Annotated in this window: 18 protein-coding genes and 2 riboswitches; of the genes, 12 read left to right on the forward strand and 6 right to left on the reverse strand. The window is 69.4% G+C overall.

The features are described from left to right. Nucleotides 1–2: 2 nt before the first annotated feature. The 4 genes from ACYUED_RS30955 to gcvT all read right to left on the reverse strand — a co-directional run bounded on the left by ACYUED_RS30955 (nucleotide 3) and on the right by gcvT (nucleotide 4,335). Nucleotides 3–1,370 (reverse strand): L-serine ammonia-lyase, encoded by a 1,368-nt coding sequence (locus ACYUED_RS30955; protein ID WP_491287352.1) that lies wholly within the window; start codon nucleotides 1,368–1,370, stop codon nucleotides 3–5. Between the two features lie 56 nt (nucleotides 1,371–1,426). Then, nucleotides 1,427–2,704: a serine hydroxymethyltransferase gene (glyA, locus tag ACYUED_RS30960; RefSeq protein WP_491287354.1), complete on the reverse strand. Its 1,278-nt coding sequence runs from the start codon at nucleotides 2,702–2,704 to the stop codon at nucleotides 1,427–1,429. 14 nt (nucleotides 2,705–2,718) lie between these two features. Further along, the gene (gcvH, locus tag ACYUED_RS30965) at nucleotides 2,719–3,096 is read right to left on the reverse strand and encodes a glycine cleavage system protein GcvH (protein WP_491287356.1); all 378 of its coding nucleotides are present in this window, start codon (nucleotides 3,094–3,096) and stop codon (nucleotides 2,719–2,721) included. Between the two features lie 120 nt (nucleotides 3,097–3,216). Next, entirely contained in the window at nucleotides 3,217–4,335 is a 1,119-nt protein-coding gene (gcvT, locus tag ACYUED_RS30970) for a glycine cleavage system aminomethyltransferase GcvT (RefSeq protein WP_491287358.1), read from the reverse strand. A 43-nt stretch (nucleotides 4,336–4,378) separates the two neighbouring features. Next, a riboswitch (glycine riboswitch) is annotated at nucleotides 4,379–4,487 on the reverse strand. Then, nucleotides 4,488–4,586: riboswitch (glycine riboswitch) on the reverse strand. It abuts the riboswitch before it with no gap. A 185-nt stretch (nucleotides 4,587–4,771) separates the two neighbouring features. Between gcvT and ACYUED_RS30975 the strand changes: the two genes are divergently transcribed. From ACYUED_RS30975 to ACYUED_RS31020, 10 genes are all read left to right on the forward strand, one after another. Continuing rightward, nucleotides 4,772–5,446: an AAA family ATPase gene (locus tag ACYUED_RS30975; RefSeq protein WP_491294514.1), complete on the forward strand. Its 675-nt coding sequence runs from the start codon at nucleotides 4,772–4,774 to the stop codon at nucleotides 5,444–5,446. A gap of 87 nt (nucleotides 5,447–5,533) precedes the next feature. Beyond that, nucleotides 5,534–6,331, forward strand: coding sequence for an enhanced serine sensitivity protein SseB (locus ACYUED_RS30980; protein ID WP_491287360.1), 798 nt, complete (start codon nucleotides 5,534–5,536; stop codon nucleotides 6,329–6,331). Nucleotides 6,332–6,424: 93 nt separating this feature from the next. Next, on the forward strand, nucleotides 6,425–7,234 hold the full coding sequence (locus ACYUED_RS30985) for an enhanced serine sensitivity protein SseB C-terminal domain-containing protein (protein ID WP_491287362.1): 810 nt from the start codon (nucleotides 6,425–6,427) through the stop codon (nucleotides 7,232–7,234). A 308-nt stretch (nucleotides 7,235–7,542) separates the two neighbouring features. Then, complete coding sequence (locus ACYUED_RS30990; protein WP_491287364.1) at nucleotides 7,543–8,550, forward strand: ABC transporter permease; 1,008 nt, start codon at nucleotides 7,543–7,545, stop codon at nucleotides 8,548–8,550. 70 nt (nucleotides 8,551–8,620) lie between these two features. Further along, entirely contained in the window at nucleotides 8,621–10,417 is a 1,797-nt protein-coding gene (locus ACYUED_RS30995; protein WP_491287366.1) for an ABC transporter substrate-binding protein, read from the forward strand. Between the two features lie 110 nt (nucleotides 10,418–10,527). Continuing rightward, the gene (locus ACYUED_RS31000; protein ID WP_491287368.1) at nucleotides 10,528–11,526 is read left to right on the forward strand and encodes an ABC transporter permease; all 999 of its coding nucleotides are present in this window, start codon (nucleotides 10,528–10,530) and stop codon (nucleotides 11,524–11,526) included. Further along, the gene (locus ACYUED_RS31005; RefSeq protein WP_491287370.1) at nucleotides 11,523–12,620 is read left to right on the forward strand and encodes an ABC transporter ATP-binding protein; all 1,098 of its coding nucleotides are present in this window, start codon (nucleotides 11,523–11,525) and stop codon (nucleotides 12,618–12,620) included. The genes ACYUED_RS31000 and ACYUED_RS31005 overlap by 4 nt, the downstream gene beginning before the upstream one ends. After that, entirely contained in the window at nucleotides 12,617–13,930 is a 1,314-nt protein-coding gene (locus ACYUED_RS31010) for an ABC transporter ATP-binding protein (protein ID WP_491287373.1), read from the forward strand. The genes ACYUED_RS31005 and ACYUED_RS31010 overlap by 4 nt, the downstream gene beginning before the upstream one ends. Nucleotides 13,931–14,027: 97 nt before the next feature. Then, complete coding sequence (locus ACYUED_RS31015) at nucleotides 14,028–15,419, forward strand: M1 family metallopeptidase (protein WP_491287376.1); 1,392 nt, start codon at nucleotides 14,028–14,030, stop codon at nucleotides 15,417–15,419. Between the two features lie 23 nt (nucleotides 15,420–15,442). Then, nucleotides 15,443–16,099: a trimeric intracellular cation channel family protein gene (locus ACYUED_RS31020; protein WP_491287378.1), complete on the forward strand. Its 657-nt coding sequence runs from the start codon at nucleotides 15,443–15,445 to the stop codon at nucleotides 16,097–16,099. On the opposite strand, the gene ACYUED_RS31025 is transcribed toward ACYUED_RS31020, so the two are convergent. Continuing rightward, nucleotides 16,008–17,231, reverse strand: a complete 1,224-nt coding sequence (locus ACYUED_RS31025) for an alpha/beta hydrolase (RefSeq protein ID WP_491294515.1) — start codon at nucleotides 17,229–17,231, stop codon at nucleotides 16,008–16,010. The two genes, ACYUED_RS31020 and ACYUED_RS31025, sit on opposite strands and share 92 nt — an antisense overlap. Nucleotides 17,232–17,395: 164 nt before the next feature. Here ACYUED_RS31025 and ACYUED_RS31030 point away from each other — a divergent pair, with 164 nt between their 5' ends. Then, nucleotides 17,396–18,256: a thioesterase family protein gene (locus ACYUED_RS31030; protein WP_491287380.1), complete on the forward strand. Its 861-nt coding sequence runs from the start codon at nucleotides 17,396–17,398 to the stop codon at nucleotides 18,254–18,256. Here the strand turns inward: ACYUED_RS31030 and ACYUED_RS31035 are convergent. After that, nucleotides 18,243–18,830, reverse strand: a complete 588-nt coding sequence (locus tag ACYUED_RS31035) for a TIGR03086 family metal-binding protein (RefSeq protein WP_491287382.1) — start codon at nucleotides 18,828–18,830, stop codon at nucleotides 18,243–18,245. The two genes, ACYUED_RS31030 and ACYUED_RS31035, sit on opposite strands and share 14 nt — an antisense overlap. 102 nt (nucleotides 18,831–18,932) lie before the next feature. Here ACYUED_RS31035 and ACYUED_RS31040 point away from each other — a divergent pair, with 102 nt between their 5' ends. Further along, nucleotides 18,933–19,910 carry a helix-turn-helix transcriptional regulator gene (locus ACYUED_RS31040; RefSeq protein ID WP_491287383.1) on the forward strand — a complete coding sequence of 326 codons (978 nt, stop codon included), beginning with the start codon at nucleotides 18,933–18,935 and terminating at the stop codon, nucleotides 19,908–19,910. Nucleotides 19,911–20,033: the final 123 nt, after the last annotated feature.

The following is a 20,033-nucleotide window of genomic DNA, read 5'->3' on the forward strand; positions in this document are numbered from 1 at the left end:
CGTCAGCACTCGATGATGTTCACCGCGAGCCCGCCCCGAGCCGTCTCCTTGTACTTGACGCTCATGTCCGCGCCCGTGTCCTTCATCGTCTTGATGACCTTGTCCAGGGACACCTTGTGGGAGCCGTCGCCGCGCATCGCCATCCGGGCGGCCGTGACCGCCTTCACCGCGGCCATGCCGTTGCGTTCGATGCACGGGATCTGGACCAGTCCGCCGACCGGGTCGCAGGTCAGGCCGAGGTTGTGCTCCATGCCGATCTCGGCCGCGTTCTCGACCTGTTCGGGAGATCCGCCGAGTACCTCCGCGAGCGCGCCCGCCGCCATCGAGCAGGCGGAGCCGACCTCGCCCTGGCAGCCGACCTCGGCGCCGGAGATGGACGCGTTCTCCTTGAAGAGCATGCCGATCGCGCCGGCCGCGAGCATGAAGCGGACCACTCCGTCCTCGTCGGCGCCCGGGACGAAGTTGATGTAGTAGTGCAGGACGGCCGGGATGATGCCCGCGGCGCCGTTGGTCGGTGCGGTGACCACGCGCCCGCCCGCGGCGTTCTCCTCGTTCACCGCCATCGCGTAGAGCGTGATCCACTCCATCGCGTGCGCCAACGCGTCGCCCTCGGCGCGGAGTTGGCGGGCGGACACGGCGGCCCGGCGGCGTACATTCAGACCGCCGGGGAGGATGCCCTCGCGGGACATGCCGCGCGCCACGCACGCCTGCATGACCCGCCAGATCTCCAGCAGCCCGGTGCGGATCTCCCCCTCGGTGCGCCAGGCCCGCTCGTTCTCCAGCATCAGGGCGGAGATCGACAGACCCGTCTCCTTGGTCAGGCGCAGCAGTTCGTCGCCGGTGCGGAAGGGGTACTTCAGGACGGTGTCGTCCAGCTTGATGCGGTCCGCGCCGACCGCGTCCTCGTCGACGACGAAGCCGCCGCCCACCGAGTAGTACGTCTTCGACAGCAGCTCCGTACCGGCCGCGTCGTGTGCCCACAGCGTCATGCCGTTCGCGTGGTACTTGAGGGCCTTGCGGCGGTGCAGCTTCAGGTCGTCGTCGAAGGAGAACGGGATCTCGTGCTCGCCCAGCAGCCGGATCCGGCCCGCCTGTTTGATCTGCTCCACCCGGTCGTCGGCACCCTCCACGTCCACCGTCCGCGGCGAGGCGCCCTCCAGGCCGAGCAGTACCGCCTTGGGCGTTCCGTGGCCGTAGCCGGTCGCGCCGAGCGAGCCGTACAGCTCCGCCCGTACCGACGCGACGGAGTCCAGCACCCGCTCGTTGCGCAGCCGGCGGGCGAAGATGCGGGCCGCGCGCATCGGGCCGACCGTGTGGGAGCTGGACGGGCCGATGCCGATCGAGAACAGGTCGAAGACCGAGATGGCCACGGGGACTCCTCACTCTGGGGTGGCGGGGGTGCCCCTGGAGGCACCCCCGCCGGGAACTACTTGGTCAGGCCGGGGTACAGCGGGTGCTTGTCGGCAAGGGCCTTGACCCGAGCCTTCAGCGATTCCACGTCGGCCTCACCGAAGGGAGAAGCCGCCTTGAGCGTCTCGGCGATCACGTCCGCGACCTCGGCGAAGTCCTCGGCCGTGAAGCCGCGGGTGGCGAGGGCGGGCGTGCCCACCCGCAGCCCCGACGTCACCATCGGCGGGCGCGGGTCGTTCGGGACGGCGTTGCGGTTGACCGTGATGCCGACCTCGTGGAGACGGTCCTCGGCCTGCTGCCCGTCCAGTTCGGACTCGCGCAGGTCGACGAGGATGAGGTGGACGTCGGTGCCGCCGGAGAGCACGTTGACCCCGGCCTCCCGGGCGTCGTCGGCCGTCAGACGCTCGGCGAGGATGCGCGCACCCTCCACCGTACGCCGCTGGCGCTCCTTGAACTCCTCGCCCGCAGCGACCTTGAAGGAGACGGCCTTCGCCGCGATCACGTGCTCCAGGGGACCGCCCTGGAAGCCCGGGAAGACGGAGGAGTTCAGCTTCTTCGCGAACTCCTTCTTCGCGAGGATGATCCCGCCGCGCGGACCGCCCAGCGTCTTGTGGGTGGTGGAGGTGACCACGTCCGCGTGCTCGACGGGGTTCGGGTGCAGGCCCGCGGCCACCAGGCCCGCGAAGTGCGCCATGTCGACCCACAGGTACGCCTCGACCTCGTCGGCGATCCGGCGGAACTCCGCGAAGTCCAGCTGCCGCGGGTACGCCGACCACCCGGCGATGATCACCTTCGGCCGGTGCTCCTTGGCCAGCCGCTCCAGCTCCGCCATGTCGACGAGACCGGCGTCGTCGACGTGGTAGGCGACGACGTTGAACTGCTTGCCGGAGAAGTTCAGCCGCATCCCGTGGGTCAGATGCCCGCCGTGCGCCAGGTCCAGGCCGAGGATGGTGTCGCCGGGCTGGGCCAGCGCGAACAGGGCAGCCTGGTTGGCGGAGGCACCGGAGTGGGGCTGGACGTTGGCGTACTCGGCGCCGAACAGCTCCTTGACCCGGTCGATGGCGATCTGCTCGGCGACGTCGACGTGCTCGCAGCCGCCGTAGTAGCGGCGGCCGGGGTAGCCCTCCGCGTACTTGTTGGTGAGGACCGAGCCCTGGGCCTCCATGACGGCGGCCGGCGCGAAGTTCTCGGACGCGATCATCTCGAGGGTGGACTGCTGCCGGTGCAGCTCGGCGTCGACCGCGGCGGCGATCTCCGGGTCGAGCTCGTGCAGGGAAGTGTTCAGTACGGACATGCGTCTACGGCTCCTCAGCCGGCGTTCTGGGCGGTGTACTCGTCGGCGGAGAGCAGGTCGCCCGGCTCGTCCGTGACGCGGACCTTGAAGAGCCAACCGCCTTCGAACGGGGCCGAGTTCACCAGGGACGGGTCGTTCACCACGTCCTCGTTGATCTCGGTGATCTCACCGGTGACGGGGGAGTACAGGTCGCTGACCGACTTGGTCGACTCCAGTTCGCCGCAGGTCTCGCCCGCGGTCACGGCGGAGCCCACCTCGGGAAGCTGGGCGTAGACGACATCGCCGAGCGCGTTGGCCGCGAACTCCGTGATGCCGACCGTCGAGACGCCGTCCTCGGCGACCGACAGCCACTCGTGCTCCTTGCTGTAGCGCAGTTGCTGGGGGTTGCTCATGGCCTGAATTCTCCTGTACGCGAGGGAGTGCTGATGAATGGGTGACTGCTGGATACGCGTGTGAGCAGGGAGGATGTGCGCGGGGTCACGTCCGTGGACGGGCCGCCCACCGCCCAGTTTCTACTTCTGGCGCTTGTAGAACGGCAGCGCCACGACCTCGTACGGTTCGTGACTGCCCCGGATGTCCACGCCCACCCCGGGCGCGCCAGGGGCCGCGTGCGCCGCGTCGACGTACGCCATCGCGATCGGCCGGCCCAGCGTGGGGGAGGGCGCACCGGAGGTGACCTCGCCGATCACTTCACCGCCGGCCACGACCGGGTACCCGGCGCGCGGGACCCGGCGGCCCTCGGCGACCAGGCCGACCAGGACGCGCGGCGGGTTCGACTCGGCGCGTGCGGCGGCCTCCCGCAGGGCCTCGCGGCCCACGAAGTCGCCCTCCTTCTCGAACTTCACCACCCGTCCGAGCCCGGCGTCGAAGGGCGTGAGCGAGGTGGACAGCTCGTGCCCGTACAGCGGCATGCCCGCCTCCAGGCGCAGGGTGTCCCGGCAGGACAGCCCGCAGGGGACAAGGCCGACGGGCGCTCCGGCCTCCGTGAGCGCCTGCCACAGCTTCTCCGCGTCACCGGGGGCGACGAACAGCTCGAAGCCGTCCTCGCCGGTGTAGCCGGTGCGCGCGACGAGGGCCGGGACGCCGGCGACGGTGCCGGGCAGGCCGGCGTAGTACTTCAGGGCGTCGAGGTCGGCGTCGGTGAGGGACGAGAGGATGCCCGCGGCCTCGGGGCCCTGCACGGCGATGAGCGCGTACGCGTCACGGTCGTCGCGCACCTCGGCGTCGAAGCCGGCGGCCCGCTCGACGAGCGCGTCCAGCACCACCTGGGCGTTGGAGGCGTTGGCGACGACCAGGTATTCACTCTCGCCGAGCCGGTAGACGATCAGGTCGTCGAGGATGCCGCCGTCGGCCCGGCAGATCATGGTGTAGCGGGCGCGGCCGACGCCGACGGAGGCGATGTTGCCGACCAGGGCGAAGTTCAGGAGCTGGGCGGCCTGCGGGCCGGTCACGGCGATCTCACCCATGTGGGAGAGGTCGAAGAGTCCGGCCTTCGTGCGTACGGCGAGATGCTCGTCGCGCTCGGAGCCGTAGCGCAGGGGCATGTCCCAGCCGGCGAAGTCGGTCATCGTCGCACCGAGGGAACGATGCAGGGCGTCGAGCGCGGTACGACGGATGTGGGTACTGCTCATCGGACGGTCGTCTCCCAGGGCATAGCGGGACAGGCGAGGGCATTCCTCCCCATCTGTCATCGGAACCTGAGAGGTTCGCCATGACCGCTCGCGGCATGGCTTGCACCGTGGGTGGGGCCACCGGGAAACGGCGGCCCGCTTTTCAGATGTGCCTCGCCCGCGCGGTAACGGGGCCTGAGAGATTCAAGGGAGGGACTTGCTCCTTCGGCGCCCCAGCGACTTGGTGCTGGGGACTCTCCCGCGCGGATTCAAACGGCCGGTATGCAGTTGGCGCGCACATCATCGCACGCCGGGTCCGCGGGTGGCAGGCCGGATCTGCTCCTCCCTTTGTAACTGGCTTGTGGCAAGGCGATCACGAAAACACGAGACACCGCGCATTACCTTCTCTTTACACTCGAAGGGCAGGGGACTCCGTACCCGGCCCCAGGGGAGGACGATCACGGTGGACAGGACCACGGCGTACGCCACGAGCACGGCCGTCGCGCTGCCCGAGCAGCCCGCGGCCCCGGCCCGGGAGGCGTGCGGCATCCGGCCGGAACCCGTGGTCCGCGATCTGCGCGACCGCTCGGGGCGCAGCCCGCACGCCCTGCTCTTCGGCCCCCGCGACCTCGTCGTGATCACCGGCCTGCCCGGCAGCGGCAAGTCCACGCTGATGGAGCGCGCGGTGCGCGGCGTCCGTATCGACTCCCAGGACGCCCGCGACCGCTGGGACGCCCGCGCCTCCCGCTTCCTGCCGTACGCGGTCTACCGCCCCCTCGTCCGGCTCGCCCACTACGCCGGACTGCACCGCGCCCTGCGCGGCGGCGAGGGCGTCGTCGTGCACGACTGCGGCACGCAGGCCTGGGTGCGCGGCTGGCTGGCCCGCGAGGCCCGGCGCCGCGGCGGCCTCCTGCATCTGGTGCTGCTCGACGTCACGCCCGGCGCGGCGCTTCGGGGGCAGCGCGACCGCGGCCGCGGCGTCTCCCGCTACGCGTTCCTGCGTCACCGCACGGCGGCGGGCCGGCTGATCCGCGCGGTGGAGCGGGGCGATCTGCCCGAGGGCGTCGGCTCGGCGGTGCTGCTGGACCGGGACGCGGCGGACGTACTGCGCAGGATCGGCTTCACGGGCTGACCCCTTTGTCCGTCCCACCCGCTAGCCTTTCCGGTCACAGCAGTGGTCATCAGCAGGCAGTGGTTCTCAGCAGGCGGTCGGACACAGATGGACTTCCCTCCAGCGGATCTCCCCGCGGACTTTCCCGTACAGGCGCACCCCCATCCGCACGGCGGATGGCCAGGCAACGAACTGGAGGAGGTGCTGTCGGCCTCCCTCGGCATGCCCTCGGCGGGCGGCCGGATCATCGAGGTGCTCGGACGCAGCTTCGTCTGGGTCCCGCTGCCCGGCGGCGGCGGCCCGCACAGCGGCCCCCTCGACCTGCCGACGCTGGAGATCGAGGGCCAGGCCTATGTCCCGGTCTTCAGCTCAGAGGAGCAGTTCCGCCAGGTCGTCGGCTCCCACATGTCGTACACGATCGCCCCGGCCGTCGAGTTCGCCCGCGGGCTGCCCCCGCAGGTGGGCCTCGCGATCAACCCCGACGGCGTGGTCGGCGTCCCCCTCCCGCCGGCCGCGGTCGCCGAGCTGTGCCGGGCGGGCCGCACCCCGCTGGACGGCCCGGCCTCCGGAGCCCGCGTCAAGCTCTTCGAACCGGACTGGCAGGACGACCCGGTCGACTTCCTGGCCGCGGCCTGTGCCGAGTTCGCGCAGACGGGCGTGGTCGTCACGGCCCGCCGCTGCCTCGCCGTCGTCGAGACGGCCGACCCGGTGATGTTCGTGGGCGTCGAACTCTCGCAGCGGGAGGGCGACCTGCGGGCGCTTCCGCTGGCCGCCCTGGAGCGGGCGGCGACCGTGGTCGCCACTCCGTGGCCGGTCAACCTGGTCCTCCTGGACGTGACGGACGACCCCGTTGCGAACTGGATGCGGGAACAGGTGCGCCCGTTCTATACGGGCGATCACCTGTGAGTGCGGCCAGGGTCGAAGGCGCAACGAGTCCGGAGCTCCCGGGCGCTTAAGCTGTTGGCAGGAGTGGGGCAACTTCCAGAAGGGGCGGTACACGTGAGCGCCAGCGGCACCACGACCGGGACGGTCGAGCACATGCTGCGCCAGGTGACGCCGGGGCGCTACGACGCCTACGAGGCACTCCTCCGCGCACTGGCCGCCCCCGGCGCCGGCCAGATCTGGATGCTCCTGTGGCACGGCCAGGCGGGCTCCCCGGACGCCCAGTACGGAAACATGGAGGTCGAGGGCTACGGCTATGCCCCGTGCGTCACCTCCGCCCAGGAGCTCTCGGCCAGCGGCTGGAACAGGTCGTACGAGGTGGTCGACGGCCTGGACGTGGCCCGGACCCTGTACCCCGACCACTTCGGCCTCTGGCTCAACCCGCACGCCCCGGGCGGTGGGGTGGGCATCCCCTGGCTCGACCTCCGCCGTATCGCCACCGGCCTGGAGCGCCAGGCCGCCGGCCCGCTGCGCCTGTCGGATCCCGCGATCGAGATCCCGCAGTTCTATGCCCTGCTCGCGCAGAACGCCCACCGCACCCCGTCCGTCCGCTCGCTGCGCCGGGCCTGGGTGCAGCCGGCGCTGGGGGCGCCGTATCTCGCCATCGGCCTGGACGTGTACGACACGAGCCCGCCCGCGGTGGACTCGGTGCGGGCGATGATGCAGCAGTCCATCGGCGCCGTCCCGGACGGACTGCCGGTGTCGACGGTGGCGATGTCCGACGAGTACGACCCGGTCGCCCTGTGGATGCGCGCGAGCGCCCGCCCCTTCTACGACCGCGAGGCCCACGCGGCGGCCCCGGTGCAGGCCCCGGCCCAGGCTCCGGTGTCCGGGTACGGCTACCCGCCGGTGCACGGCGGATACTGAGACGGCAGGCTTGGTCCGTACCGCGTCAGGACTGATCTGCGCGCGTAGATAGCGCCAGAAGATCCTTCTATGTCCTGAATGTCCGCAATGCCTCCCGTCCGGCGGCCGTTACCCGCTGTCCGGATAACGGAACACACCAGCCTGCATCACGTTTACGCATCCTTTCCCCGCCAAGTCTGGCAACAGATCGCCAAAGCGTTGAAGACTCCCGCTCCAGGGGGGTTCGCCCCCGTGTATTACGGACTGATCACGCCGCTACAGCGGCAAGTGTGGGCCGGCTACCGCCGGTTGAGAGGGGTCCCTGCCAGATGACGGCACCATTGCACGAGCCGACCGCGGAAGCGGCCCCGAGCGCGGCCGAAGAAGCGGCGGTCGCCACTGCCGGTGAAAAGGCAGTTCAGGGGCGTTCCCTGGGCCGGATCGCCTGGGAGCGCCTCAAGCGGGACAAGCTCGCCCTCGCGGGCGGCATCGTCGTGCTCGCCCTCATCGTGATCTCCCTGCTCGCTCCACTGCTCACGGACCTGATCGGACAGGACCCCGACGCCTACCACGAGAGCCTGATCGACCCGCTCTTCGGTACGCCCAAGGGGTCCCTGGGCGGCATCAGCGCCGATCACCTGCTGGGGGTCGAGCCGGTCAACGGCCGCGACATCTTCGCCCGTGTCCTCTACGGCGCCCGGATCTCGCTGCTGGTCGGCTTCCTGTCCGCGATCGTCGCCGTCGTGCTCGGCACGGTCCTGGGCGTCCTGGCCGGTTTCTTCGGCGGCTGGGTCGACTCGGTCATCAGCCGCGTCATGGACGGTCTGCTCGCCTTCCCGCAGCTGCTCTTCATCATCGCCCTGGTCTCCGTCATGCCGAACGAGATGCTCGGTCTGACCGGATCCAGCGTGCGCGTGTTCGTGATGATCCTGGTCATCGGATTCTTCGGCTGGCCCTACATCGGACGCGTGGTTCGCGGCCAGACGCTCTCGCTGCGTGAGCGCGAGTACGTCGAGGCCGCCCGATCGCTGGGCGGCGGGCGCTTCTACATCCTGTTCAAGGAACTGCTGCCCAACCTCGTCGCCCCCATCATCGTGTACACGACGATGATGATCCCCACCAACATCCTGACCGAGGCGGCACTCAGCTTCCTGGGCGTCGGCGTCAAGCCGCCCACGTCCTCGTGGGGGCAGATGCTCTCGACCGCGATCGACTACTACGACTCGGACCCCATGTTCATGGTGGTGCCCGGCGTGGCGATCTTCATCACCGTTCTGGCCTTCAACCTCTTCGGCGACGGCGTGCGGGACGCGCTCGACCCGAAGGGTTCGCGCTGAACTGCCGTACCCCAAGCGTCCCGTGAGCACCTCCACGGGGTCTCTCATCAAATCCGGAGGATCCGAGATCGTGACTACCCAACGCACCTCAGGGCGGCGTAAGCAGGCTTTGGCCGCTGCCGCCGCGGTCGCCGGCATGCTGACCATGGCGGCGTGCGGCGGCGGCAACGACGACGGCGGTTCGAAGAACGGAGCGGCCGGCTTCGACGCGGCGAACAACAAGGTCGCCCAGGCGTCGCAGGTCAAGAAGGGCGGCGAGCTGAAGTTCGTCACCACCCAGGACGCCGACTCGTGGGACACCACACGCGGTTACTACGGCTTCATGTGGGACTTCTCGCGCTACTACAGCCGTCAGCTGCTCACCTACAAGACCGAGCCGGGCGCCAAGGGCGCCGAGGTCACGCCGGACCTCGCCACGGACGAAGGCCAGGTCTCGACCGACGGCAAGACCTACACCTTCCACCTGCGTGACGGAATCACGTGGGAGGACGGCAAGGCGATCACGTCCCAGGACATCAAGTACGGCATCGAGCGCTCCTGGGCCCAGGACGTCCTGTCCGGCGGTCCGGTCTACCTGCAGCAGATGCTCGACCCCAACAAGACCTACAAGGGTCCGTACAAGGACACGTCCAAGGACAAGCTCGGCCTGAAGGCGATCGACACGCCCGACGCCAAGACGATCGTCTTCCACCTGCCGTCGGCGAACTCCGACTTCAAGCAGGTGCTGGCCATGACCTCGGCCTCGCCGGTCCGCCAGGACAAGGACACCAAGTCCAAGTACGGTCTCAAGCCGTTCTCCTCCGGCCCGTACAAGTTCCAGTCGTACAGCCCGGGCAAGTCGCTCGTGCTGGTCCGCAACACCAGCTGGAAGGCCTCCTCGGACCCGGTCCGCAAGGCCTACCCGGACAAGATCTCGCTCACCATCTCGTCCAACCAGAGCGACTCCGACCAGCGTCTGATCAACGGCGACTACGACATCGACGCCAGCCAGACGGGTCTTGGCCCGCAGGGCCGCACCATCGCCCTGAAGCAGCACAAGGCCAACCTGGACAACCCGGTGTCCGGCTTCATCCGCTACGCGGTCTTCCCGCAGACGGTCAAGCCGTTCGACAACGTCGAGTGCCGCAAGGCCGTCATCTACGCCGCCGACCACGTCTCCCTGCAGACCGCGCGTGGCGGCCCCGTCGCCGGTGGCCTCATCGGCACCAACATGCTCCCGCCGTCGGTCCCGGGTGCCGAGGGCCAGAAGTACGACCCGTACAAGATCGCCGGTGAGAACAAGAACGGCAACGACGCCCTGGCCAAGCAGGCGCTGAAGGCCTGCGGTCAGCCGAACGGCTTCAAGACCACCATCGCGGTCCGCAACAACAAGCAGCAGGAGGTGGCCACGGCCACGTCCCTGCAGGCGGCGCTGAAGAAGGTCGGCATCCAGGCCGACATCTACCAGTACGACGGTTCGCAGAGTGCCGGCATCATCGGCGCCCCGGCGAACGTCGAGAAGAAGAAGCTCGGCATCATCATCATGGGCTGGGGTCCGGACTTCCCGTCGGTCCAGGGCTACGGCATCCCGCTGTGGAGCAGCAAGTACATCCTCCAGAGCGGCAACAACAACTTCGCCATGATCAAGGACAAGACCATCGACGGTCTGTTCGACCAGTACAACGCCACGAAGGCGACGGACGAGGCGAAGAAGACCGAGATCGCCACGCAGATCAACCACAAGGTCAGCGACGGCGCGTACTACCTGCCCTTCACCTTCGAGCGGCTGCTCAACTTCCGCGGCTCGAACCTGGCCAACGTGTACACGACGAACGCGTACAGCGGTTACTACGACTTCGTCAACCTCGGCCTGAAGTCCACGAAGTAAACCCGGCACACCCGCCGTACGGCACGAAAGGCAGGTGAAGGCCGGCGCGGCGTGACCGCGGGCCACCGGACAATCTCCGGGGGCCCGCGGTCCGCAGCGGGCCGTAAGCTGTGCTCGCTTACCTCCTCAGGCGGCTGTTCGCCGCCGCAGTGATGCTCGTGGTCATCATCCTGGTGGTCTTCAGCATCTTCTTCCTCGTCCCCAAGTGGGCGGGCGTGGACATCGCCACGAGCTTCGTGGGCAAGCAGGCCGACCCTGCGGCGGTCGAAGCCGTGCGGACGAAGCTGGGTCTGAGCGACCCGATCTTCATCCAGGTCTGGCACTTCTTCAAGGGCATCTTCGTGGGCCGCACGTACGCGGCCGGCGGCGACATCACCCACTGCTCCGCGCCGTGCTTCGGCTACTCCTTCCGCAGCGAGCAGGCCGTCTGGCCGGTGCTCACCGACCGCTTCCCGGTGACCCTGGGTCTGGCGCTCGGTGCCGCCGTGCTGTGGCTGGTCTTCGGTGTCGCCGCCGGTGTGCTCGCCGCGCTCAAGCGGGGCAGCCTCTGGGACCGCAGCGCGATGGTCATCGCCCTCAGCGGTGTCTCGCTGCCCATCTACTTCACCGGTCTGCTCAGCGTTGCGATCTTCGACATCGGGCTGGGCTGGATCGACGCGCAGTACGTGCCCTTCAGCCAGGACCCCGGCCGCTGGTTCGAGAGCATGCTCCTGCCCTGGATCACCCTCGCCTTCCTCTACGCGGCGATGTACGCCCGGATCACCCGCGCCAACATGCTGGAGATCCTCGGCGAGGACTACATCAGAACCGCTCGCGCGAAGGGCCTGCGTGAACCGGTCGTCATCGGCAAGCACGCCATGCGCTCCACGATGACGCCCATCCTGACCATGCTCGGCATGGACCTCGGTGCCCTCATCGGCGGCGCGATCCTCACCGAGACCACGTTCAGCCTGCCCGGCCTCGGCCAGGCGGTCCTGAACGGCATCAAGAACCAGGACCTGCCCATCATTCTGGGCGTCACCCTGATCACCTCCCTCGCCGTGCTCATCGCCAACCTCGTGGTGGACGTCCTGTACGCCGTGATCGACCCCCGAGTGAGGCTCGCATGACCGAACTCAGCAAGACCGGAGCAGCCGTGGGCGAACCCACCTCGGCCTCGCCGGCCCCGACCTCCTTCCTGGAAGTGCGCGACCTGAAGGTGCACTTCCCGACCGACGACGGGCTGGTCAAGTCCGTCGACGGGCTCTCCTTCAAGCTGGAGAAGGGCAAGACCCTCGGCATCGTGGGCGAGTCGGGATCCGGCAAGTCGGTGACCTCGCTCGGCATCATGGGCCTGCACACCGCCGGCCAGTACGGCAAGCGCAAGGCGCAGATCTCCGGGGAGATCTGGCTGGACGGCACCGAGCTGCTGTCCGCCGACCCGGACGACGTACGCAAGCTGCGCGGCCGTCAGATGGCGATGATCTTCCAGGACCCGCTGTCGGCGCTGCACCCGTACTACACGATCGGCCAGCAGATCGTGGAGGCGTACCGCATCCACCACAACGTCGACAAGAAGACCGCCAAGCGGCGCGCGGTCGAGATGCTCGACCGGGTGGGCATCCCGCAGCCGGACAAGCGGGTGGACAGCTATCCGCACGAGTTCTCCGGCGGTATGCGCCAGCGCGCGATGATCGCGATGTCGCTGGTCAACAACCCCGAACTGCTCATCGCGGACGAGCCGACCACCGCCCTGGACGTGACGGTCCAGGCGCAGATCCTCGACCTGATCCGGGATCTGCAGAAGGAGTTCGGCTCCGCGGTCATCATCATCACCCACGACCTGGGCGTCGTCGCCGAGCTGGCCGACGACATCCTGGTGATGTACGGCGGCCGCTGCGTCGAGCGCGGTCCCGCGGACAAGGTGTTCTACGAGCCCCGCCACCCCTACACCTGGGGTCTGCTCGGCTCGATGCCGCGCCTCGACCGCGAGCAGCAGGAGCGCCTCATCCCGGTCAAGGGGTCCCCGCCCTCGCTGATCAACATCCCGTCCGGCTGTGCCTTCAACCCGCGCTGCCCGTACGCCGACATCCCGAAGGACAACGTCACCCGCACGGTCCGCCCCGAGCTGACCGAGGTCGGCAGTCACCACTGGGCCGCCTGCCACATGACGCAGGAGCAGCGGGAGCGTGTCTGGATCGAAGAGATTGCGCCGAAGCTGTGAGCGAGAACCCTAAGGACGCGGCAGTGGGCATCCCTGCGCAGAGCGAAGGCAGCGTGGACACCAGGGACGGGGCCGCCCCCGGCGAGACCCTGCTGAAGGTGACCGGGCTCCAGAAACACTTCCCGATCAAGAAGGGCCTGCTCCAGCGGCAGGTCGGCGCCGTGCACGCGGTCGACGGCATCGACTTCGAGGTCAGGTCCGGCGAGACGCTGGGCGTCGTGGGCGAGTCGGGCTGCGGCAAGTCGACGATGGGCCGGCTGATCACCCGGCTGCTGGAACCGACCGGCGGCAAGGTCGAGTTCCAGGGCAAGGACATCACGCACCTCGGGGTGAGCGGCATGCGTCCGCTGCGCCGCGACGTACAGATGATCTTCCAGGACCCGTACTCCTCGCTGAACCCGCGCCACACCATCGGCACGATCGTGGGCGCCCCCTTCAAGCTGCAGGGTGTCGAGCCCCAGGGCGGCATCAAGAAGGAGGTCCAGCGGCTGCTGTCGGTGGTCGGCCTCAACCCCGAGCACTACAACCGCTATCCGCACGAGTTCTCCGGCGGTCAGCGCCAGCGCATCGGCATCGCCCGCGCGCTCGCCCTCAACCCGAAGCTGGTCGTGGCGGACGAGCCGGTCTCCGCGCTGGACGTGTCGATCCAGGCCCAGGTCGTCAACCTGCTCGACGACCTCCAGCAGGAGCTGGGCCTGACGTACGTGATCATCGCGCACGACCTCTCCGTCGTCCGGCACGTCTCGGACCGGATCGCGGTGATGTACCTCGGCAAGATCGTGGAGCTGGCCGACCGCGAGTCGCTGTACCGGGCGCCGATGCACCCGTACACCAAGGCGCTGATGTCGGCGGTGCCGATCCCGGACCCGCGGCGCAGGAACGCCAAGAGCGAGCGCATCCTGCTCAAGGGGGACGTGCCCTCGCCGATCTCCCCGCCGAGCGGCTGCCGCTTCCACACCCGGTGCTGGAAGGCGACGGAGATCTGCAAGACGACCGAGCCGAAGCTCGTGGAGCTCAAGCCCGGCCAGCAGGTCGCCTGCCACCACCCGGAGAACTTCGCGGACCAGGCCCCGCAGGAGACGGTGCTGCTGACCATGGCCAAGGAGGCGGCCGAGCTGGTCGCCGAGGAGGTGCTCGCGGAGTCGGCGGAGACGTCGGCTGCCGTGGCGGCGAAGGTCGCGGAGACCACCGATGCCCCGAACGCGACCGAGACCACCGCTGCTGCGAAGGCCACCGAGGCCACCGACGCCGACTCCACCGAGTCCGCCGTGACCTCGGAGGCCGAGAGCCAGGAGTCAACCGACAAGTAGCGCATGACAAGTTGGCAAAGTCATGCACATGACCGAACGGGAGAGTTCAGAGTCGTCCGTGTCCGACTTATCGGCGCACGCTCGGATAGGACGACTCGTGAAACTCTCCCGTTCGACACGCTTAGGAGCCGTCGCGACCGCGGCGGCTTCCTTCTTCGCCATCGCCGCCTCCGCGGCCCCCGCCCCGGGCGCCCCCGGAATCGGTGACACCTACTTCCCGAACCTGGGCAACGGCGGCTTCGACGCCCGGCACTACGCCCTCGACGTGGCGTACAACCCGGACACCGACCGCCTCGACGGCCGTACGACCCTCACCGCGCGCGCGACCCAGAACCTCTCCTCCTTCGACCTCGACCTGCAGAAGCTCGAGGTCACCAGAGTCGAAGTGAACGGCAGACGCGCCCAGTTCACCCGTGACGGCGACGAACTGCACATCACCCCGCGCGGCTCCCTCCACAAGGGCCACGACTTCACGGTCACCGTCACCTACGGCGGCGTCCCCGAACCCCTCAACGGCCCCATCGTCTTCGGCTCCGACTACGGATGGATGAAGACCGCCGACGGCGTCTTCGTCGCCTGCGAACCCAATGCCGCCTCCACCTGGTTCCCCGCCAGCGACCACCCCTCCGACAAGGCCACGTACGACATACGCATCAAGGCCCCCAAGGGCCTGACCGGTGTCTCCAACGGACGGCTGGTCTCGACGTACGACAGGGGCGGTTCGACGTACGCCCACTGGCGCGAGAGCCGGCCCATGGCGACCTACCTCGCGACCGCCACCATCGGGAAGTTCGACGTGAAGACCGGCAGGACGCCCTCCGGTATCCCGATCTACGTCGCCATCGACCCCGTCCTCGCGAACAGCAACAGCGTCGACGTGTACGCCGTGACCGCCGCGGCGACCGACTACTGGTCGCAGGTCTTCGGGCCGTACCCCTTCGAGGAGACCGGCGCGATCGTCGACGACATGCCGCAGGCCGGGTTCTCGCTGGAGGTGCAGAGCAAGCCCGCCTACTCGGCCGTGCGCAACGAGACGACGATCGTGCACGAGCTGGCCCACCAGTGGTTCGGCGACTCGGTCTCGGTCGAGCACTGGAAGGACATCTGGCTCAACGAGGGCTTCGCCACCTACGCGCAGTGGCTCTGGGCCGAGCACCAGGGCGCCCGCAGCGCCCACGACTCGTTCCTGGCCGGCTACAACTCCCGCCCGGCCGACAACGCCTTCTGGCAGACCGTCGTCGCCGACCCGCAGCGCGACACCATGTTCGCGTCCGCGGTCTACCAGCGCGGCGCGATGACCCTGCAGGCGCTGCGCGAGCGCATCGGGGACAAGGCGTTCTTCAAGCTGCTGCCGACCTGGACCAAGCTCCACCGCTACGGCAACGCCAACACAGCCGAGTTCATCAAGCTCGCCGAGAAGGTCTCCGGGCAGAAGCTCGACGACCTGTTCCAGAAGTGGCTCTTCACGAAGGGCAGGCCGGCCCTGTAGTGACCCCCGAGTAAGAATGTGGGGTGCTTCAGCAACTGTTCAGCCCCTCCGTCCAGCACACGCTCGACCTCGTCGGCATCTTCGTGTTCGCCATCTCCGGCGCGCTGCTGGCCGTCCGCAAGAACTTCGACGTCTTCGGCATAGCCGTGCTCGCCGAGGTCACCGCGCTGGGCGGAGGGCTGTTCCGTGACTTGATCATCGGCGCCGTACCGCCTGCCGCCTTCACGGACTTCGGCTACTTCGTCACCCCGCTGTTCGCCGCCCTGCTGGTCTTCTTCCTCCACCCGCACGTGGAGCGCATCCAGGTCGGGGTGAACGTCTTCGACGCGGCCGGCCTCGGCCTGTTCTGCGTCGCCGGGACGACGAAGGCGTACGAATTCGGGCTCGGCCTCACCCAGTCGGCGACCCTCGGCCTCGCCACCGCCGTCGGCGGCGGTGTCCTGCGCGACGTGCTCGCCAACGAGGTGCCCTCGCTACTGCGTTGGGACCGTGACCTGTACGCGGTCCCGGCGATCGTCGGCGCCACCATGGCCGTCCTGTGCATCCGCTACGACGCCCTCACCCCGCTCACGGGCGGACTCGCCGCCCTCACCGCCTTCGTCCTGCGCCTGCTCGCGATGAAGTACCACTGGCGAGCGCCGCGTGCGTGGAATCGGCGCTCGACGGTACGCGAGGAGTAGGGCTGTGGGCCCGGGCGTGATGCTGGCCCATCTCCACGGAGAGCCATCGGAACGACGGGACCACCTGCGGCCGCCACAGCGCCATGTTGTGCCCGCCCACGCTCTTCGGGATGAAGATGACGTGCACGGTCGTCGGCGCCTTCGCGCTCTGTTCGAGGGCGACACCGGCCTCGTAGCCGTCGTGCGGCTGTCCGGAGACGTACAGCGCGATACGGGGCGGGGTGGGGGACTTCTTCATCAGCAGGTAGGGGTTGTTCTCGGCCCTGACCGTCGGGTTCTGCGCGGCGAGCGAGTTGCGTTCGCCGATCGGGTCGTTGTAGCCGGACATGCTGATCGCGGCCATGTAGCGGTTCGGGTGCGCCACCGCCAGCTTGACCGCGCAGTGCGCCCCGGCCGAGTACCCGGCGACCGCCCAGCCCCTGGGGGCGGGTTGCGCGCGGAAGTTGTCCATGACCATCTTCGGTACGTCTATGCTCAGCCAGCTGTCCGCGTTGACCTGGCCCGGGATGTTCGCGCAGCCCGTGTCGACCCCGGCCAGCAGGTTGGTGCGCGGGGCGACCAGGATGAACGGCGCGACCTGACCGCTCCGCATCAGCGGCGCCAGCTGCCGGGTCGCCTTCATCGAACCGAACCACGCCTTCGCCGAGCCCGGGTAGCCCGGCAGCAGCTCGACCACGGGGAACGTGTGGTGACGGTAGGCGGGCTGGTCGTACTGGGGCGGCAGCCAGACGTAGACCTCGGCGTTCACGCCGGAGACGCGGCCCTTGAGCTGGGTCTCGCGCACGCCGTTCATTCCCGGCCCGGTCGCCGGCGCGAAGTCCTGCTTGACCCTGGGCAGGCGCTTGAGAGCTATTCCGCCGGTACCGTCGGCACCCAGATTGGCCGCCTGCTGCACATGGTTGCCCGTGCCGAGCAGGTCGGCCCAGTTGTCGTACAGGCTGTTGGCGTTGTTGACGAGCACGAAGACCAACGCGACCGCCGTCCCCTGGGCGAACAGCAGCATCAGCATCCGGCCCGCCGCACGCAGGGCTTTCGGCCCCTGGATCCGTGACCACAGGACGAGCGGCAGTATCAGTGCGATCGCGAAGAGCACGATCAGCGTGTAGAGGAACGGAGTCCTGGTGAGGCTCATGTCCCCATAGAGGGGGACGGGTGCGCCCGGGTTGAGGACGAGTGCGGACACTTACCAAGAAATTGCCGGAACCTCACCCGGGAGGGCGGGCGGGACGGTCATGTGGCACACGGCCGCAACCGTGAAAGCTACCGCTTAGTAATTTCCCATTGTACTGTTCAGGCATGCCAGAAGCAGCTTCCGCACCGGCCGTCCGGGCCGCCATCGGCGACAGCGAGTTCGACCGGGACACCGCGCTCACCCCGCGCGCCCCCGGTGTGTACGACATCGACCTGTCCGTCGGCTGGACCATCATCAACGCCGTGAACGGCGGCTATCTGCTGGCCGTCCTGGGCCGTGCGCTCGCGGACGCCCTGCCGCACTCCGACCCCTTCACGATCTCGGCGCACTACCTCACCGCGTCCCAGCCGGGCCCGGCGGTCGTCCGCACCGACGTCGTCCGCACCGGCCGCACCCTGTCCACCGGCCAGGCCTCGCTCTTCCAGTACGACGAGCAGGGCCACGAGGTGGAACGCATCCGCGTCCTCGCCTCCTACGGCGACCTGGACTCCCTGCCCGACGACGTCCGTACGACGGCGCAGCCGCCCGCGATCCCGCCGCCGGACCAGTGCTTCGGTCCCCAGGACGGGCCGGCGCCGGTGTCCGGCAGCTCGGCGATCGCCGACCGCCTGATGATCAAGATCGACCCGTCGACACTGGGCTGGGCGCTCGGAGCGCCGTCGGGCAAGGGCGAGATGCGTGCCTGGTTCGGCCTCGCCGACGGCCGCGACGCCGACCCCCTCTCGCTCCTCCTGGCGGTGGACGCGCTTCCGCCCACCGCCTTCGAGATCGGCCTGAAGGGCTGGGTGCCCACGGTGGAGCTCACGGTCCACGTCCGCTGCCGCCCGGCCCCGGGCCCCCTGCGCGTCTCGATCACCACCCGCAACCTCGCCGGCGGCTTCCTGGAGGAGGACGCGGAGGTCTGGGACAGCGACGACCGCCTGGTCGCGCAGTCCCGCCAGCTGGCACGGGTCAGACTCGGGTGAGCCGTTCCCGCCCCAGCCAGGCCGCCAACTGCCCATAGACATCCGCCCCTTCGGGAGCCGGCCGGACCGGGGCGAACGGGGTGCGTTCGTCGCGGTCCGGGGCGGGCAGCACGCGGCGGGCCGTGGTGAGGGCGAAGTCGGCCAGTTCCGGGTCGAGTTCGAGCGGGTGGCCGAGGGACTCGGAGAGGTCCCAGGTGTGCGTGACCAGTTCCATCACGTAGCCCGACAGAGCCGCGCGGCCCGGGACCTCGCCCCAGGGCACGCGGACCGGGGCCGCCAGGCGGTCCTCGCCCGACCAGGCCTTGAGCACCCGCGTGCGGACCTCGTCGTACGCCGCCGCCCAGCCGTCGTCCGCCACGCCGTCGGCGAAGGGGTGCACGGCGAGGCCGTCGCCGCCCTCGCCGACGACCGCGATGCGCAGGGTGCCGCCGACCACATGGCTGAGCAGCGTGCGGACGTCGAACTCGGTGCAGGGGGTCCGGCCGGTCAGGTGCTCGGGGCGTACGGTCGCGATGAGCGCCGCCGCCTGCTCGGTGGCGCGGGCGTACACGGGGCGGGGGTCGATGGCGTTCACGAGGGGCCTCTCTGTCGTGGGCTGTGAGGAGAGAGTCGCCACATAACCTGACAGTTTCCGTCAACATTTGCGGCGAGCTTCGACCGGCGGGACTCTGGTGCCGTGAAGTCCGACCGCCTGCTCTCGATCCTGCTGCTCCTGCAGACCCGCGGACGCGTCCCCGCGCACGAACTCGCCGGGCGGCTGGAGGTGTCCGTGCGCACCATCTACCGCGACGTCGAGGCTCTGTCGGCCGCCGGCGTCCCGGTCTACGCCGAACGCGGGCGGCACGGCGGCATCGAGCTGCTCGCCGGGTTCCGTACGGATGTCACGGGACTGACCGCCGACGAGTCCCGGGCCCTGTTCATCCTGGCCGCACAGGGCGCGCACGCCGCGCTCGGCCTGGACACGGCTCTCGGCTCGGCGCTGCGCAAGGTGATGGCCGCGCTGCCGGCGCCGTACCGCCCCGCCGCCGAGGTGACCTCCCGCCGCATCCTCGTCGACGCCACGCGCTGGAAGGGCGGCCCGCAGCCCGCCGCCGACCTGGACACCCTCCAGGACGCCGTCTTCACCGACCGCCGGCTGCGGCTGCGCTACCGGCACAGCGGGCAGCAGGAGGCGCGGACGTACACCGTCGATCCGTACGGCCTCGTGTCGAAGGCGGGCGTCTGGTACCTCATCGCCGACCGCCGCACGAAACCGCAGCTCTTCCGCGCCGACCGGGTGCGGTCCGCCGCCGTCCTGGACGACCGGGTGAAGCGGCGGACCGGCGTCGAACTCGCCGACGTCTGGGAGGTGTTGCGCCGCCAGGTGGAGGAGCGCCCCGGCGGGCTCGACGTCACCGTCCGCGTCCGGCGCGACCGCCTCGACATGTTCCTGCGCCTGAACGCCTCGCAGCTCGCCGGACTCCCCGACGACGACGGCGCGAGCGAGTGGGTGACCACGCGGCTGTCGTACGGCTTCGCCCGCGAGGCCCGCCAACTGCTCGCGTTCTCCGACCGGGTCGAGGTCCTCTCGCCGCCCGAGGTGCGCGAGGAACTGGCCGCGGCGGCCGCTCGTGTCACGGAGTTGTACCAGCGAGAGGACGACAGGCCTGTGTGAAGTCGCAGGTCGGCGCGGTGCCTTGAGATTCGCTTGACCCGGTTCACAGGCCGGGGACAGGGCGGCCCCAAGGAAGCCCCAGGCGCCGTTGGTCGAGTGCCCGCCTCAAGGTTTCCTCACCTT

This window comes from Streptomyces sp. DF42, from assembly GCF_058267695.1.

What these genes read in the sequence shown, in the direction of transcription:
- glyA (WP_491287354.1), bottom strand. Translation starts at nt 2,704, where the DNA reads ATGTCCGTACTGAACACTTCCCTGCACGAGCTCGACCCGGAGATCGCC.
- gcvH (WP_491287356.1), bottom strand. Translation starts at nt 3,096, where the DNA reads ATGAGCAACCCCCAGCAACTGCGCTACAGCAAGGAGCACGAGTGGCTG.
- gcvT (WP_491287358.1), bottom strand. Translation starts at nt 4,335, where the DNA reads ATGAGCAGTACCCACATCCGTCGTACCGCGCTCGACGCCCTGCATCGT.
- ACYUED_RS30980 (WP_491287360.1), top strand. Translation starts at nt 5,534, where the DNA reads ATGGACTTCCCTCCAGCGGATCTCCCCGCGGACTTTCCCGTACAGGCG.
- ACYUED_RS30990 (WP_491287364.1), top strand. Translation starts at nt 7,543, where the DNA reads ATGACGGCACCATTGCACGAGCCGACCGCGGAAGCGGCCCCGAGCGCG.
- ACYUED_RS31005 (WP_491287370.1), top strand. Translation starts at nt 11,523, where the DNA reads ATGACCGAACTCAGCAAGACCGGAGCAGCCGTGGGCGAACCCACCTCG.
- ACYUED_RS31025 (WP_491294515.1), bottom strand. Translation starts at nt 17,231, where the DNA reads ATGAGCCTCACCAGGACTCCGTTCCTCTACACGCTGATCGTGCTCTTC.
- ACYUED_RS31030 (WP_491287380.1), top strand. Translation starts at nt 17,396, where the DNA reads ATGCCAGAAGCAGCTTCCGCACCGGCCGTCCGGGCCGCCATCGGCGAC.